Raw genomic sequence first — 14712 nt, 5'->3', positions numbered from 1 at the left:
ATGGGAAAAATAACTGTGATCACAGGCGGTACCTCCGGAATCGGAAGAGGGATCGCCGAAAAGATCCTGACAGAGTCAGCAAAGGCTGACAGGATCTTCGTAACATATGGACATGATGAGAAGAAGGCACTGTCGTTTCAGGAGAGCCTTCCTGAGGAAAAAAGATCTCAGGTGACTTTGATAAAGGCAGATATGTCTTCCTATGAAGAGATGATGGTTTTTGTGGAGGAGCTGAAAAAGCAGACAGACCATATTGACTGGCTTGTAAGCAATGCCGGAATCAGCACCTACGCAAAATATGAAGACTACAGCTTTGAGGAGTGGACACGGATCGTAAACACCAATCTTTCCGTACCTGTATTTATGGTCAAAGAGCTGAGATCCATGATGGTGGAGGGTGGCAGTGTGCTTTTTACCGGTTCCTATGCAGGACAGCAGGCGTATTCTTCCTCCCTTGTATATGGAGTCACCAAGGCAGCCATCCATTTCCTGACCAGATCCCTGGTAAAGGAATTTGAGCCAAAGGGCATCACAGTCAACGCTATTGCACCTGGCTTCATCGAAACTCCGTGGCACAGCGCCCGCACCCAGGAGAGCTACGACCGTATCAACCGGAAGATCGCACTCCACAGGTTTGGAACTGTGGAGGAAGTGGCGGATATGGCTTATGCAGTGCTGTCTAACGGATATATGAACGGCAGTGTAGTGGATATCCACGGTGGTTATGACTACTTTTAACAGAAGTCGAAAGTGCGCAGGAAGACAGAAGAAGACATGGTGTGCCTGCGCATAAGGTGCTTCTTATGTCTTTCTTTATCTTTCTTTATATTTAAGCGAAAAAGGCTTGACTTGTACCTATGCTCTGTGATAAAATTGACGAGCGACATGGAAGTTAGGTCTTTTTTTTATGCCCGAAAATGACGACGGATATACGTTCCGGGCGGCGCAAAAGACCATGCAAATGAAAACACTGGAGGTGGAAGTTGTGCGCGTTAAGATTACATTAGCATGTACCGAGTGCAAGCAGCGTAACTACAATATGACGAAGGAGAAAAAGAACCATCCTGAGAGAATGGAGACCAAGAAATATTGTAAGTTCTGTCATACACACACTCTGCACAAGGAAACAAAGTAATCACAGAGATTTGTGAGGTTATGCTATGGAAAAACAGAAATCTGCGGATAAGCCGCAGAAGAAAAGTTGGTTTCAGGGACTTCAGTCAGAATTTGAGAAGATTGTCTGGACAGACCGTCCCACACTGGCAAAGCAGACTGTTGTGGTCGTGATCATCACGATCATCCTGGCAGTGGTTATCAGTGTAATGGATTCCGGAATTCTGGAATGCATTAATTTCTTAATGAAGTAAGGACAAGGTGATTATATGTCAGAAGCAGCAAAATGGTACGTTGTCCATACCTATTCCGGGTATGAGAACAAGGTAAAAGCCAACATTGAAAAGACGATCGAGAACAGACACCTGGAAGACCAGATCCTGGAGGTACGTGTCCCGCTGCAGGATGTAGTGGAGATGAAGAACGGAACCTTAAGACAGGTTCAGAAAAAGATGTTTCCAGGCTATGTGCTTCTCAATATGGTGATGAATGACGATACCTGGTATGTTGTCCGTAATACCCGCGGTGTTACAGGATTCGTAGGACCGGGATCAAAGCCTGTGCCTCTTACAGAAGAGGAAATGATGCCGCTTGGTATCCAGAAACCGGATATCGAAGTGGACTTCGCAGAGGGCGACATGGTAGTCGTTACCGGTGGTGCATGGAAAGATACCGCAGGTGTGATCACAGGTATCAACATGCAGAAACAGACGGTAACGATCAATGTTGAGCTTTTCGGTCGTGAAACACCGGTAGAAATAAGTTTCACAGAAATCAAAAAAGCTGAGTAATTCAAAAACAAGGTAACAGCAAGTGGGAGGGACACACCCCCGCCAATACCACATAGGAGGTGCCGAAAATGGCAAAGAAAGTAACAGGATATATCAAATTACAGATTCCGGCTGGTAAAGCAACTCCAGCACCACCTGTAGGTCCGGCTCTTGGACAGCACGGTGTAAACATCGTACAGTTTACTAAGGAGTTCAACGCAAGAACAGCTGATCAGGGAGATCTTATCATCCCGGTTGTTATCACTGTTTACGCTGACAGAAGTTTCAGCTTCATAACCAAGACTCCGCCGGCAGCAGTTCTTCTTAAGAAAGCTGCAAACATCAAATCTGGTTCCGGTGTACCGAACAAGACCAAAGTAGCTAAAGTTACTAAGGCACAGATTCAGGAGATCGCTGAGCTGAAGATGAAAGACCTCAATGCAGCATCCATCGAGGCTGCTATGAGCATGATCGCCGGTACAGCAAGAAGTATGGGAATCGAAGTCGTAGACTAATAAATACCGAAGCTTAAGTTCGGGGTTCCCGTAGAAAAAGTGAAATTTTCAAGTGGGAGGGCTTTTCCCCGCAAATACCACAGGAGGTTATAGAAATGAAACGAGGAAAGAAATATGTGGAAGCTGCGAAAGCAGTAGACCGCGCAACATTATATGATGCACCAGAGGCTATCAGCCTTGTTAAAAAAGCAGCTGTAGCTAAGTTCGACGAGACCATCGAAGTTCACATCCGTACAGGCTGCGATGGACGTCACGCAGATCAGCAGATCCGTGGAGCAGTTGTTCTGCCACACGGAACAGGAAAAAAAGTTCGTGTACTTGTATTTGCTAAAGATGCTAAGGCAGAAGAGGCAAAGGCAGCAGGAGCAGACTTCGTAGGAGCTGAGGACCTCATTCCGAAGATCCAGAACGAGGGATGGCTTGACTTTGACGTTGTAGTTGCAACACCGGATATGATGGGCGTTGTAGGTCGTCTTGGTCGTGTACTTGGACCGAAAGGTTTAATGCCAAACCCGAAAGCTGGTACTGTAACAATGGACGTAACAAAAGCTGTTAACGACATTAAAGCAGGTAAGATCGAGTATCGTCTTGACAAATCCAACATCATCCATGTTCCGATCGGAAAGGCTTCCTTTACCGAGGAGCAGTTAAGCGACAACTTCCAGACGCTTATGGGAGCTATCACAAAGGCTAGACCTAGCACACTGAAAGGTCAGTATCTGAAGAGCGTTACAATCGCTCCGACAATGGGACCTGGTGTTAAGCTTAACCCGATTAAATTAGCTCAGTAATAAATTTTAAATACCCTGTACAGAGAAAACTTTGTACAGGGTGTTTTTTTATACATTTATACACCTTGATTTTTGGGGACAAAAATCCTACAATAAGGCACAAACAGAGTTGTAACAGACTGAAAGCTCATCAGAGCTTTTTCATATAGATTTTACAGAAAAAACACAATAAAAATCTGATTATCCGCTAAAATACAGTATCTATCAGCATTTTCAAGGAAACAAACTCATCAATTTACTACTTATTTACTACCAACGAATGAGCCTTGATACGCAAGTTTTCCTAGATATGCAAAGATATGGTACAGCACATCAGTATTGAAACAAGAAAAAATTGAATATTTCATAGACTATGGAACGCCTAAAATGACGTTCCTTTTCTATTTTCAGCCGTTCTTATTGGACGGCTATTTTATTACCCAAAATGAAAGGAGCATTAGATTTATGAAAAAGATATTAAAACGATTGTGTACGGGCTTCTTAGCTCTTGCAACTGTCGTTACTGCTTTACCGACTACACCCGTTCATGCAGAAAGTAAGCAATACTGGACGGAAAGTGCAGAGCGTGTCGGTATCATTGAAAAAGTAATGAATGACGGTTCTATTGGTTCTACATTCAATGAGGGCATGATGAAAGTTGAGGGCGAAACTGCCTATTGTATCGACATCAATACAGATTTTAAGAATGGCTACAAGACCAGAGCTGACGCAAGCTCACGCATGAGTGCCGACCAGATTTCAGATGTGGCGTTATCCTTAGAATATGTCAAACAGTATGGCGAAGCCCACAAGGAACTGAACTACAAACAAGTTTATCTATTGGAACAATGTGTAGTCTGGCAGAGATTGAGCGTACATCTCGGCTGGCAATGTGATAACGTGCGAGCTTCTTATGATGAAATTCCAAAGGCAACGCAGGACGAAGTTTTCTCTGGTGCAAGAGCCTTTGTCAAAGAAAATAAAGGACGCTATGAATGTGGAGGTTATATCTACTCTGGCGAGGGACAGGAATTAGGGCAATTCTGGGCGAAGTTGAATGTCGGAAATGCTACACTTCAAAAGACTTCCAGTAATACCGGCATTACAGACGGTAACGAAAATTACTCTATTGCTGGTGCAACATACGGTGTCTTTGCTGATAAGGACTGCACAAAACAGCTTGCCACCCTTACGACTGATAAAAACGGAAATACAGATGTTGTAGAGGTAAAAGCAGGCACAATCTATATCAAGGAATTATCCGCACCAGCAGGATATAAGGTAGATAAAACTGTATATTCCTTAAAGGTTGAAGCTGGAAAGACAGCGACTTTGAAAGTATCTGATACGCCAAAAGTAACGGACACTTTGATTGAGCTTTTCAAGATTGACATGGAAACACAGAAAAACAATCCGCAAGGGAACGCTTCTCTAGCAGGCGCGGAATTTACATGGAAGTATTATGCTGGCTTCTATAATAAAGACAATCTCCCTGCCGAAGCTACTCGTACATGGGTTACAAAGACAATCGCTGAAACAGACAGCGACGGGACAGCCCACTACATTACAAAATTAGCGGACGCATACAAGGTATCTGGCGACAGCTTCTATATGCAGGACAGCAAAGCGGTTCTTCCACTTGGGACGCTAACCGTTGAGGAAACAAAAGCTCCAAACGGCTACTTGTTAGAGGGTGCATATATGCAGGCTGGCGATAAGTCCGAACAGATAAAAGGCTTATATGTAACACAGATTACCGAGGACGGCGACCTTGCCGTATTATCTGGAAGTAACCAGTTTTCCGTATCAGACAAGGTTATCCGTGGCGGTGTCAAAATTCAGAAACGAGATTTAGAAACGGGCGATACCAAACCACAAGGAAGTGCCACTTTGAAAGATACTGCCTTTGACATCATTTCCTTAAATGATAATGCGGTATTGGTTGAGGGCAAGCTCTACAAGAAAAATGAAGTCGTAAAGACTATTCATACAAACCTTGAGGGTGTCGCTTCCACTTCTGCTGACCTTTTACCTTATGGAAATTTCAGTATCGCTGAAAGTGAAGCTCCAAACGGATATTTGACAGACGGTGCAAAACCGATTGATTTTGCAATCACAGAAAACGGAAAAATCGTGGACTTAATCGACGAAGCCCATTCTATCTATAATCAGATTAAGCGTGGAGATATTGAGGGTGTAAAAATCGGTGCAGGCACACACAAGCGTCTTGCTGATGTTCCCTTTAGGATCACAAGCAAGACGACGGGCGAAAATCATGTAGTGGTAACTGATGATAACGGGCAATTCTCTACTTCTGCTGACTGGGCTTCTCATAAGCACAATACAAACGCAGGAAAGACCAGCGAGGATGGTGTGTGGTTTGGAACTTCTGAACCAGACGACAGCAAAGGTGCGTTACCTTACGATACTTACATCATTGAAGAATTACGCTCTGATAGTAACAAAGGCTTTGAACTTATCCCACCTTTTGAAATCGTGGTATCAAGAAATAATCTTGTGATTGATTTAGGAACGCTGACTGATGAATACGAAAAAGAAATTTCTATCCATACCACAGCGACCAGCAAAGACGGCGAAAAGACTATCCTTGCAGGAAAAGAGGTAACAATCGTTGATACTGTCAAATTAGACGGACTTACAAAAGGCACAAAGTACCAGCTCAAAGGCTGGCAGATGTTAAAAGAAAAAAATACAGAGCTTATCATTAACGGAAAGCGTGTGGAAAATGATTATACCTTTGTCGCTAATGACGAAGAAATGAAAGTGGAAATTTCCTATACATTCAATGCGTCTGCTTTAGGTGGCAAGAACCTTGTTACCTTTGAGGAATTATATGATTTAAGCAATCCAGACGAACCCGTGAAAGTTGCGGAACATAAAGACATTGAGGACGACGGGCAGACCGTACTTATCACAGAGCGTATCATCAAAATTCATACGACTGCTACCGGTAAGGACGGCAATAAAGAACTTGAAGCAGGAAAAGACGTTACAATCATTGATACCGTAACCTTAGAGGGCTTAGAAGTCGGCACAAAATATCAGTTAAAGGGCTGGCAGATGTTGAAAGAAGAAAATGCAGAGCTTCTTATCAATGGAAAGCGTGTGGAAAGTGATTATACGTTTACCGCTGACAGCGAAGCTATGAAAGTGGAAGTTGCCTTTACCTTTGACGCTACTTCCCTTGACGGCAAACAGCTTGTAACTTTTGAGGAATTATACGATTTAAGCAATCCAGACGAGCCGAAGAAAGTTACCGAGCATAAGGATATTGAGGATAAGGGACAGACGATTACCTTTAAGGAAAAGCCAGAAGAACCAGAGAAACCCGAAACACCACCGACACCAGAAAAGCCTAACAGACCTAGCGACAGTCCCAAAACGGGCGACAGTACAAATGTAATGGCATTTGTCGTGATGTTGCTTGCGTCTGCTGGTGGACTGGCTGGAACATATCTTTACAAACGCCGTAAAATGAAGAAATCATAAGGTGGTAACGGTATGAGGAAAGAAAAATCACGCTCTCCGCCGAAGCTGTCAAATGGCAGACTTCCGCTTATTCTGGCTTGTCTGCCAACAACCTGCAAGAACACGGATAGTCAAGGGTGCGTAAGCATTGATTTTACCCTTTACTATCTGGGGGATTGCTGGTACTTCCCAAACCGCCAGAATAAGAAATCATAATCAATTAACTTATCAAAAATAGAAAGAAACGAGGTAAAACACTATGGAAATGAAATATGTCGTGCCAGATATGGCACAGTCTTTTGGAACTCTTGAATTTGCAGGGGAAAGCGAGCCTATCTTTGAAAGAGATAAAAACAATCGCAAGGTCATAGCCAGACGAAGCTATAACCTTTATTCTGACATACAGAAAGGCGAAAATGTTGTGGTGGAAATTCCTGTGCAGGCTGGCGAAAAGCATTTCAAGTATGAGCAGAAAGTAAAACTTGTCAATCCGAAGTTATACGGCAGAGGTTACGCAATCGGGGATATGGGACATACCGATTATGTATTAGTTGCTGATGATATTGTAGCAGTTGAAGAAAAGTAAAGGAGTGGAAAATTTATGAGATTATCAAACGGGTTTGTTATTGACAAAGAGAAAACATTTGGAGAATTAAAATTTACAGCGGTACGTGATGTGTTCTTGCAGAATGAGGACGGGACACCGAGTACCCAGCTTAAAAAGCGTATCTATGATTTGAAGTGCAGTCTGCACGGTGGAATTATCCCCGTGTCTGTACCGCCAGAAGTACCGTTAAGGGAATTTCCTTACAATGCAGTTGTGGAGCTTGTCAATCCAGTAGCCGATACGGTATCAAGAAAAACCTATACGGGTGCAGATGTGGACTGGTATGTAAAGGCAGAGGATATTGTATTGAAGAATAAAAGCAACCAGAACGCAGGCAATACACAGAACCATACACCGCAGGGACAACCGAAAAAATAGACTTGCTGAATAGATTTTCGTTGTAGAGGATATACGGAACTGTTATAATATGGGTATGAAGAAAGCGACAAATTAAAATTTTTAGGGAGTGAGAATAGTATATGGACAGTTGGTTTACCGTCGAACAAATAGACCAAGATACATTCGTCATCAGCGAATACAAACACTGGGAAGAAACACATTGTTATCTATTGTGTGGGACAAAAAGAGCCATTCTGATTGATACAGGTTTAGGTGTTTCCAACATCAGAGAGGTTATTGATGGATTGACGAAACTGCCCGTTACAGTAATCACTACTCATGTTCATTGGGATCATATCGGTGGACATAAATATTTTCGGTCTATTGCAGTTCATGAAGCAGAAAAAGAATGGCTATCGGTCAAATTCCCTATACCTTTGCAAGTGGTAAAAAACAATATTATGTGCAATCCATGTGATTTCCCCTCGGATTTTAAGGTAGAGAAATATCAGATTTTTCAAGGGGTTCCGCAAATGATTTTACATGATGAAGATTGTATTGACTTAGGGAACAGAAAGTTGGTAGTTATTCACACGCCCGGTCATTCTCCCGGACATTGTTGTTTCTATGAAGCGGATAGAAAATATCTGTATTCCGGCGATTTGATATATAGCGGTTGCCTTGATGCTTTTTATCCATCAACAAACCCACAAGAATTTTGGAAGTCTGTTAGAAAAATTCAATCTTTAAAGATAAGTCGAATTTTGCCAGGACATCATCATTTATCTATTCCAGTTACTATAATTGACAAGATAGAGACAGCTTTTCACAACTTGTCAAATGAAGGGAAATTAAAACAAGGGAATGGTATATTCAGCTATGAGGGGTTTCAAATCCATATCTGAAATGCAATCTTAGTTTTACAATTTTATATCCCTACACACAAAGCAGTTAGTCTTAGGATTGACTGCTTTTTTCATACCCAGAAAGGAGTGATTGATTTATGCGTATGATTTGGAACAAAGGACACCGTATCAGAGCCAGCGACAAGCACCTTGTTTATCATTTTTCCATAGAGACGCTTCTGTTTGTGTTCGTGGCAGTTCTCCTGCTACTGAATAGCAAACAGCTCATGCGTACCGACTGGGAGCATTTCAGCTTGTTAGAAAACGGCTTGACGCTTTCCCCTTACAACTTCATAACCATATTGATAGCGACTGGTGTTTGTGCATTGGTCGCTTTTGGGTATTACCGCTTCTGTTACGACAGTTTCAAGAAGCTACTGCACCGTCAAAAGCTGGCAAGAATGATACTGGAAAATAAGTGGTATGAAGCCGATACCGTACAAGATAGCGGTTTTTTTACTGACCTGCAAAGCAGATCAAGGGAAAAAATCGTCTGGTTTCCAAAGATTTATTATCAAATGGAAAAAGGACTTCTTCATATCCGCTGTGAAATTACGCTGGGAAAATATCAAGACCAGCTTTTACGGTTGGAGGATAAGTTGGAAAGTGGCTTGTATTGTGAGCTGACAGACAAGACCCTGCATGACGGTTATATCGAATATACCCTACTTTATGATATGATAGCGAACCGCATTACCATTGATGAAGTACGGGCAGAGAACGGCTGTCTTAGACTGATGAAAAATCTTGTCTGGGAATATGACGCACTTCCACACGCCCTTATCGCTGGTGGAACGGGTGGCGGTAAAACTTATTTTCTGCTGACGCTCATTGAAGCCCTACTGCATACCAACGCTGTCCTTTACATCTTAGACCCGAAAAATGCGGACTTAGCAGACTTAGGAACAGTCATGGGAAATGTGTATCATACCAAAGAAGAAATGATTGATTGTGTCAATGCCTTTTATGAGGGCATGGTACAACGAAGCGAGGAAATGAAGCGACACCCGAACTATAAGACGGGCGAAAACTATGCCTATCTGGGACTGCCACCCTGCTTTCTTATCTTTGATGAATATGTAGCATTTTTTGAAATGCTGGGGACGAAAGAAAGTGTGAGCTTACTTAGCCAGTTAAAGAAAATCGTTATGTTAGGACGACAAGCAGGTTATTTCCTTATCGTTGCCTGCCAGCGTCCAGACGCAAAGTATTTCTCGGACGGTATCAGAGATAACTTCAATTTCCGTGTGGGCTTGGGGCGTATCAGCGAATTAGGTTACGGTATGCTGTTCGGTTCAGATGTGAAAAAACAGTTTTTTCAGAAGCGTATCAAGGGGCGTGGCTATTGTGATGTGGGAACAAGCGTTATCAGTGAGTTTTACACGCCTTTAGTCCCGAAAGGACATGATTTTTTGCAGACTATCGGCTCTCTTGCACAAGCAAGGCAGGACGGGACGGCGACGTGCGAAGCGAAAGGCGACGGCACGGACTAGCCGTTGCTGGTGTGGCGTAAGCCACGCCAGCAGGTAAAACCCCTCGGTATCTAACAGAGGGGTACGTTTGCAAATAGACAATAGACAAAAAACATAGGAAACATAAGGCTTCTGACATGGTTTTCTAGTAAAAATCGACTGTGAAGTCGCCTTAAAAAACTTCACACTTTACAGATTGGGGGTATGGTTCTGAATGAAGAACAATGGATAAAAGAATTACGGGAGAAACGGATTGCTTACGGTATCTCACAAGGCAGGCTGGCGGTGGCTTCGGGTATCACAAGGGAATATCTCAACAAGATAGAAAGTGGAAAAATGAAGCCGTCAAAGGAACTTCTGGAAACTCTGCATAAAGAACTGGCAAGGTTCAATCCAGAAGCACCGCTTACCATGCTGTTTGATTATGTGAAAATTCGTTTTTCCACGCTGGATATACAGCACATCATCAAAGATATATTAAAACTGAATATCAATTATATGCTCCATGAAGATTACGGACATTACAGTTATGCGGAGCATTATTCTTTAGGGGACATCTTTATCTATACGTCGGCTGACGAAGAAAAAGGTGTCCTTTTAGAATTAAAGGGGCGTGGTTGCCGACAGTTTGAAAGTTACCTGCTGGCACAGCAACGAAGCTGGTATGACTTCCTCATGGACGCATTGGTAGACGGTGGCGTGATGAAGCGTATCGACCTTGCTATCAACGACCATACGGGCATTTTGGATATTCCAGAGCTTGCGGAAAAATGCAGGAAACGGGAATATATCGGAAAGTCCAGAAGCTATAAGTTTTACCAGTCGGGCGAGCTTATCAAGCACAGAGAGGACGACAGAGAATATATGGGACGTACCCTTTATCTTGGGTCGCTGAAATCAGATGTGTATTTTTGTATCTATGAAAAGGACTATGAGCAGTATGTCAAGTTAGGGACACCTCTGGAAGAAGCCGACATTATCAACCGTTTTGAGATACGGCTTAGAAATGAACGTGCCTATTATGCAGTACGAGATTTGCTGACCTATTATGACGCAGAGCAGACCGCCTTTTCTATCATCAACCAGTATGTGCGGTTTGTTGATGAAGAACCCGACAAGCGAAAAAATGACTGGAAACTCAATGACCGCTGGGCTTGGTTTATCGGCGATAACAGACAGAGCTTGAAGCTGACGACAAAGCCAGAGCCTTACACCTTAGACCGTACATTACGTTGGGTACAAAGGCAGGTAGCACCGACCTTGAAAATGCTGAAAAAGATTGATAAAGGAAATGGGACAGACTACATGGAAACAATCGAACAGCAGGCAAAGCTTACAGAGAAGCATGAAATGATAATCAAACAGCAGACGACCCCTGCAAAAGATTTGATAGAAAGTTAGGAGTGATAAAAAATGTGGGTATTATTAAAAGACTTCCTGCTGGTATCTATGGGAATGGGTATCGGCGTAGTCTTGATGTGTATTTTGAATGTCGGCAAAGAAGCTGACTGTGAAATGAAACAATTAAAAGAAAGTGAGGACAATTAAATGAATTTCGGACAAAATTTATATCAATGGTTTTTATCAAACGCACAGAGCTTAGTGCTTATGGCGATTGTGGTTATCGGTATCTACTTAGGGTTCAAGCGTGAGTTTTCCAAACTTATCGGTTTCTTGGTAGTTGCCTTGATTGCTGTCGGCTTGGTATTCAATGCTGGCGGTGTGAAAGATGTACTGTTAGAGCTGTTCAATAAGATTATCGGTGCATAAAATTTTATTGTGGTGCTGATATGAGAATGGTATAATGTGGATATATAAAATTCTGATTTATGGGGGCGTTATTTTGAAGAAAGCAATGATATATGTTCATGGTAAAGGTGGAAGTTATCTTGAAGCTGAACAGTTCAAAAATATTTGTTTAGACTTTGATGTTTTTGGAGTAGATTATAATGACTATTTCCCGTGGATTGTAAAAAATAAAATTATGGAAGTCTACGATAAAATATCTGAAAAATATGACTACATATATGTACTTGCTAATAGTATCGGAGCTTATTTTACAATGCACACATTACAGAATTTCAAGATTGAAAAAGCATTATTCATATCGCCTATACTTGATATGGAACAACTTATAGTAGATATGATGAGCTGGGCGAATGTGTCTGAAAAGGAACTTTCTGAAAGAAAAGAAATACCAACTGATTTTGGAGAAACATTATCGTGGGAATATCTATGTTTTGTTCGGGCAAACCCGATAAATTGGAAAACGCCTACTGAAATTTTGTATGCTGAACATGATAATCTTACATCACGTCAAACGGTAGATAAATTTATTGATAGACATTGTGCAAATCTTACCGTTATGAATGACGGAGAACATTGGTTTCATACTGACGAACAGATTTTCTTTAGAGATAATTGGCTAAGAAAAGTTATACAATAGAATTTAGATTTTATATCCACACACAAAGCAGTTAGTTTTAGGATTGACTGCTTTTTTCTTATCAAAATTTCAGATTGGAGTGATGAAATGGTGTCTGTTAGAGCTGTTCAATAAGATTATCGGTGCATAAAATTTTATTGTGGTGCTGATATGAGAATGATATAATTGGGATATGAAATATACAAATAAATCTGTTGAAAAATGAGGTGTCAAAATATGGCAAATGAATTACTGGAAAACTTGGATAGACTTCATACAACTGAACTTGGCGTTATTAGAATTAAAAAGAACTTATCTTTGAATGTAGAAAACGTGATTGAATGGTGCAAAGAAAAAATCAGTCTTTCTAATGCAGAAATTATAAGAAAAGGGAAAAACTGGTACATAACGATTGATAATTGTATCATTACAATAAATGCGTACAGTTATACCATTATCACTGCTCACAAAGTAAAATGATGAATTATTCTATAAGAGAATTAGACGCATTTTCAGTTATTGGGCAGGAAGTAGAGCTTACGAATTACCAAAAAAGGAATATTCAGATTAGTACGCAGTTTTGGAGAAAGTTTAACAGTAATTTGAAGAAATCATATCTTTCACAATCGGGAAATTGGGTAAAATATGCTTTTATGGAACGGAGAAATGGAAAACTTTATTATTTCTGTTCTATACCAAAGCGAACTATTATTCCAGACAACTTTCTGTATAAAGAAATACCGTCTTATAAATATTTGGTCATGGAGCATATCGGTGCTATGGAAAAAATATATGAAACTTATGGAAAAATTTATCAGGAAATTATTCCTAATACACCATATACCCCTATAAAAAATATTATCCTGCACTTTGAAAAATATGATTACCGTTTCCATTGGAATAGAGATAATTCAGTTATTGAAATTTGGATACCTATTCAAGATTAAAAACAATTTTATATCCCTACACACAAAGCAGTTAGTCTTAGGATTGACTGCTTTTTTCTTACCAAAATTTCAGATTGGAGTGATGAAATGAGCGATATTTTTAAGGATATGCAGGCAAAAGTCGGCTGTGATTATCTTTCCGACCTGCCCTCTTACAAGCGTAAGGTGTGGCATGAAATGAAACGGCTGAACCTTGCTGACTATGAAGAAAGACAGTTAGAAGATTTTTCAAAGTATGTGTTTGGTATGTCGTACCAGACCATAAAAGATGTGATGAAACAACAGAAAGGACGTGAGGAACAATGCAGGAAACAAGGGTGCTGGTGGAAACGAAAGGAACAACTGGCGAAGAAACAACATCATACTGGTTCGACCTGCCGATAGATGTTGCAGAGTTTGAAGAAAAGCTAGGTATCGGTGCAGAAAGTGGGGATTACCGCATTATCGAAAAGGTGTTGCCTTATGCTGATGAAGTTCACGAACATACAAGCGTGTATCAGCTTAACGAATTAGATTTTATGTACCGCCAGCTTTCAAGTGATATGCAGGAAGAATATGTATCACTACTTACTATATATGAAAATTTAGAAGCACTTTATATTTGCAGGAACGTGATTATGGTTTATCCAGACTGTAAAAGCATGATAGATGTTGCAAAACAAAAGCTGATGAATGACCCGACATTTAAGCATTTATCCGAGGACTGTCAAGAATACTATTTTGACTTTGAAGCCTACGCTTCTCACTTGCAGGAACACGGGAAATTTTTAGTAACGGAACACGGTATCTTTGAACTGCCAGAGTAGGAAATGAGGTGGTGCTTATGATTGATGATATGGCGGTTTATATTGCTAATCTTGGTAAATACAATGAGGGCTATTTAGTCGGTGCTTGGTTCACATTTCCCATTGACGAGGAAGATGTAAAAGAAAAAATCGGCTTGAATGAACAGTATGAGGAATACGCAATCCATGATACCGATAACTTCCCCATTGCGATTGGCGAGTATGTTTCCATTGAAGAACTCAATGAGATGTATGAAATGATAGAGGAACTTCCCGACTATATCGTAGAATGTCTGGACGAATTTATCAGCCACTACGGGACGCTGGAAGAAGTCGTGGAACACAAGGACGATATTTATTATTATCCCGACTGTGAAACCATGACAGACGTTGCCTACTACTATATAGACGAATTGCAGGCACTTGGGGATATTCCACCCAGCTTACAGAACTACATTGACTATGAAGCCTACGGACGAGATTTGGATATGGGCGGTTGCTTTATTGAAACAAGCCGAGGTATGTGCGAGATACCATATTAACGCTGGAAGATCAGCAACAAGCATGGTTGCTAC

The 14712-nt window shown here is 41.2% G+C and carries 21 protein-coding genes; all 21 read left to right on the top strand.

Annotation, left to right across the window (positions count from 1 at the left end; genetic code table 11):
* The 21 genes from EYS05_RS05080 to EYS05_RS04975 all read left to right on the top strand — a co-directional run bounded on the left by EYS05_RS05080 (position 1) and on the right by EYS05_RS04975 (position 14679).
* On the top strand, positions 1–738 hold the full coding sequence (locus EYS05_RS05080; RefSeq protein WP_138276738.1) for an SDR family NAD(P)-dependent oxidoreductase: 738 nt from the start codon (positions 1–3) through the stop codon (positions 736–738).
* Positions 739–985: 247 nt separating this feature from the next.
* Positions 986–1135: a 50S ribosomal protein L33 gene (gene rpmG, locus EYS05_RS05075; RefSeq protein WP_044961412.1), complete on the top strand. Its 150-nt coding sequence runs from the start codon at positions 986–988 to the stop codon at positions 1133–1135.
* Between the two features lie 25 nt (positions 1136–1160).
* Entirely contained in the window at positions 1161–1367 is a 207-nt protein-coding gene (gene secE, locus EYS05_RS05070) for a preprotein translocase subunit SecE (RefSeq protein WP_118515828.1), read from the top strand.
* 15 nt (positions 1368–1382) lie between these two features.
* Positions 1383–1904: a transcription termination/antitermination protein NusG gene (gene nusG / locus EYS05_RS05065; RefSeq protein ID WP_138276737.1), complete on the top strand. Its 522-nt coding sequence runs from the start codon at positions 1383–1385 to the stop codon at positions 1902–1904.
* 68 nt (positions 1905–1972) lie between these two features.
* Positions 1973–2398, top strand: a complete 426-nt coding sequence (gene rplK / locus EYS05_RS05060) for a 50S ribosomal protein L11 (RefSeq protein ID WP_118515829.1) — start codon at positions 1973–1975, stop codon at positions 2396–2398.
* 95 nt (positions 2399–2493) lie between these two features.
* Positions 2494–3189, top strand: a complete 696-nt coding sequence (gene rplA, locus EYS05_RS05055; RefSeq protein WP_015525334.1) for a 50S ribosomal protein L1 — start codon at positions 2494–2496, stop codon at positions 3187–3189.
* Positions 3190–3633: 444 nt separating this feature from the next.
* On the top strand, positions 3634–6678 hold the full coding sequence (locus tag EYS05_RS05050; protein ID WP_138276736.1) for an SrtB-anchored collagen-binding adhesin: 3045 nt from the start codon (positions 3634–3636) through the stop codon (positions 6676–6678).
* 12 nt (positions 6679–6690) lie between these two features.
* The gene (locus EYS05_RS05045) at positions 6691–6873 is read left to right on the top strand and encodes a hypothetical protein (protein WP_074068281.1); all 183 of its coding nucleotides are present in this window, start codon (positions 6691–6693) and stop codon (positions 6871–6873) included.
* Between the two features lie 43 nt (positions 6874–6916).
* Positions 6917–7243 carry a YdcP family protein gene (locus EYS05_RS05040; RefSeq protein WP_008687121.1) on the top strand — a complete coding sequence of 109 codons (327 nt, stop codon included), beginning with the start codon at positions 6917–6919 and terminating at the stop codon, positions 7241–7243.
* Between the two features lie 15 nt (positions 7244–7258).
* Complete coding sequence (locus tag EYS05_RS05035; RefSeq protein WP_008687119.1) at positions 7259–7642, top strand: YdcP family protein; 384 nt, start codon at positions 7259–7261, stop codon at positions 7640–7642.
* Between the two features lie 101 nt (positions 7643–7743).
* Positions 7744–8508: an MBL fold metallo-hydrolase gene (locus tag EYS05_RS05030; protein ID WP_008687118.1), complete on the top strand. Its 765-nt coding sequence runs from the start codon at positions 7744–7746 to the stop codon at positions 8506–8508.
* A 98-nt stretch (positions 8509–8606) separates the two neighbouring features.
* Positions 8607–10001 (top strand): FtsK/SpoIIIE domain-containing protein, encoded by a 1395-nt coding sequence (locus EYS05_RS05025; RefSeq protein WP_008687115.1) that lies wholly within the window; start codon positions 8607–8609, stop codon positions 9999–10001.
* Between the two features lie 183 nt (positions 10002–10184).
* Positions 10185–11381 carry a MobT family relaxase gene (mobT, locus tag EYS05_RS05020; protein WP_138276735.1) on the top strand — a complete coding sequence of 399 codons (1197 nt, stop codon included), beginning with the start codon at positions 10185–10187 and terminating at the stop codon, positions 11379–11381.
* A 12-nt stretch (positions 11382–11393) separates the two neighbouring features.
* Positions 11394–11528 (top strand): DUF3789 domain-containing protein, encoded by a 135-nt coding sequence (locus tag EYS05_RS05010; protein WP_002322987.1) that lies wholly within the window; start codon positions 11394–11396, stop codon positions 11526–11528.
* The gene (locus EYS05_RS05005) at positions 11529–11750 is read left to right on the top strand and encodes a hypothetical protein (RefSeq protein WP_002323342.1); all 222 of its coding nucleotides are present in this window, start codon (positions 11529–11531) and stop codon (positions 11748–11750) included.
* Positions 11751–11784: 34 nt separating this feature from the next.
* Positions 11785–12426 carry an alpha/beta hydrolase gene (locus EYS05_RS05000; protein WP_008393975.1) on the top strand — a complete coding sequence of 214 codons (642 nt, stop codon included), beginning with the start codon at positions 11785–11787 and terminating at the stop codon, positions 12424–12426.
* 216 nt (positions 12427–12642) lie between these two features.
* On the top strand, positions 12643–12885 hold the full coding sequence (locus EYS05_RS04995; RefSeq protein WP_002347257.1) for a DUF3781 domain-containing protein: 243 nt from the start codon (positions 12643–12645) through the stop codon (positions 12883–12885).
* On the top strand, positions 12882–13352 hold the full coding sequence (locus EYS05_RS04990) for a GyrI-like domain-containing protein (protein ID WP_002347256.1): 471 nt from the start codon (positions 12882–12884) through the stop codon (positions 13350–13352). Before EYS05_RS04995 ends, EYS05_RS04990 begins: the two co-directional genes overlap by 4 nt.
* 87 nt (positions 13353–13439) lie before the next feature.
* Positions 13440–13736: a conjugal transfer protein gene (locus EYS05_RS04985; RefSeq protein ID WP_074073962.1), complete on the top strand. Its 297-nt coding sequence runs from the start codon at positions 13440–13442 to the stop codon at positions 13734–13736.
* Complete coding sequence (locus EYS05_RS04980; RefSeq protein ID WP_138276734.1) at positions 13655–14158, top strand: antirestriction protein ArdA; 504 nt, start codon at positions 13655–13657, stop codon at positions 14156–14158. Before EYS05_RS04985 ends, EYS05_RS04980 begins: the two co-directional genes overlap by 82 nt.
* 17 nt (positions 14159–14175) lie before the next feature.
* Positions 14176–14679, top strand: coding sequence for an antirestriction protein ArdA (locus EYS05_RS04975; RefSeq protein ID WP_002323345.1), 504 nt, complete (start codon positions 14176–14178; stop codon positions 14677–14679).
* Positions 14680–14712: the final 33 nt, after the last annotated feature.

This window comes from Blautia sp. SC05B48 (assembly GCF_005848555.1).
GTDB lineage: Bacteria > Bacillota > Clostridia > Lachnospirales > Lachnospiraceae > Blautia_A.
Note: the sequence above shows the minus strand (reverse complement) of the source record. Positions and strands in the feature narration are given on the sequence as shown.

Excerpts from the sequence above, each read along its gene's own strand:
- EYS05_RS05080 (WP_138276738.1), top strand. The coding sequence starts at position 1 with ATGGGAAAAATAACTGTGATCACAGGCGGTACCTCCGGAATCGGAAGA.
- secE (WP_118515828.1), top strand. The coding sequence starts at position 1,161 with ATGGAAAAACAGAAATCTGCGGATAAGCCGCAGAAGAAAAGTTGGTTT.
- nusG (WP_138276737.1), top strand. The coding sequence starts at position 1,383 with ATGTCAGAAGCAGCAAAATGGTACGTTGTCCATACCTATTCCGGGTAT.
- rplK (WP_118515829.1), top strand. The coding sequence starts at position 1,973 with ATGGCAAAGAAAGTAACAGGATATATCAAATTACAGATTCCGGCTGGT.
- rplA (WP_015525334.1), top strand. The coding sequence starts at position 2,494 with ATGAAACGAGGAAAGAAATATGTGGAAGCTGCGAAAGCAGTAGACCGC.
- EYS05_RS05050 (WP_138276736.1), top strand. The coding sequence starts at position 3,634 with ATGAAAAAGATATTAAAACGATTGTGTACGGGCTTCTTAGCTCTTGCA.
- EYS05_RS05045 (WP_074068281.1), top strand. The coding sequence starts at position 6,691 with ATGAGGAAAGAAAAATCACGCTCTCCGCCGAAGCTGTCAAATGGCAGA.
- EYS05_RS05040 (WP_008687121.1), top strand. The coding sequence starts at position 6,917 with ATGGAAATGAAATATGTCGTGCCAGATATGGCACAGTCTTTTGGAACT.
- EYS05_RS05035 (WP_008687119.1), top strand. The coding sequence starts at position 7,259 with ATGAGATTATCAAACGGGTTTGTTATTGACAAAGAGAAAACATTTGGA.
- EYS05_RS05030 (WP_008687118.1), top strand. The coding sequence starts at position 7,744 with ATGGACAGTTGGTTTACCGTCGAACAAATAGACCAAGATACATTCGTC.
- EYS05_RS05025 (WP_008687115.1), top strand. The coding sequence starts at position 8,607 with ATGCGTATGATTTGGAACAAAGGACACCGTATCAGAGCCAGCGACAAG.
- mobT (WP_138276735.1), top strand. The coding sequence starts at position 10,185 with ATGGTTCTGAATGAAGAACAATGGATAAAAGAATTACGGGAGAAACGG.
- EYS05_RS05010 (WP_002322987.1), top strand. The coding sequence starts at position 11,394 with ATGTGGGTATTATTAAAAGACTTCCTGCTGGTATCTATGGGAATGGGT.
- EYS05_RS05005 (WP_002323342.1), top strand. The coding sequence starts at position 11,529 with ATGAATTTCGGACAAAATTTATATCAATGGTTTTTATCAAACGCACAG.
- EYS05_RS05000 (WP_008393975.1), top strand. The coding sequence starts at position 11,785 with ATGTGGATATATAAAATTCTGATTTATGGGGGCGTTATTTTGAAGAAA.
- EYS05_RS04995 (WP_002347257.1), top strand. The coding sequence starts at position 12,643 with ATGGCAAATGAATTACTGGAAAACTTGGATAGACTTCATACAACTGAA.
- EYS05_RS04990 (WP_002347256.1), top strand. The coding sequence starts at position 12,882 with ATGATGAATTATTCTATAAGAGAATTAGACGCATTTTCAGTTATTGGG.
- EYS05_RS04985 (WP_074073962.1), top strand. The coding sequence starts at position 13,440 with ATGAGCGATATTTTTAAGGATATGCAGGCAAAAGTCGGCTGTGATTAT.
- EYS05_RS04980 (WP_138276734.1), top strand. The coding sequence starts at position 13,655 with ATGCAGGAAACAAGGGTGCTGGTGGAAACGAAAGGAACAACTGGCGAA.
- EYS05_RS04975 (WP_002323345.1), top strand. The coding sequence starts at position 14,176 with ATGATTGATGATATGGCGGTTTATATTGCTAATCTTGGTAAATACAAT.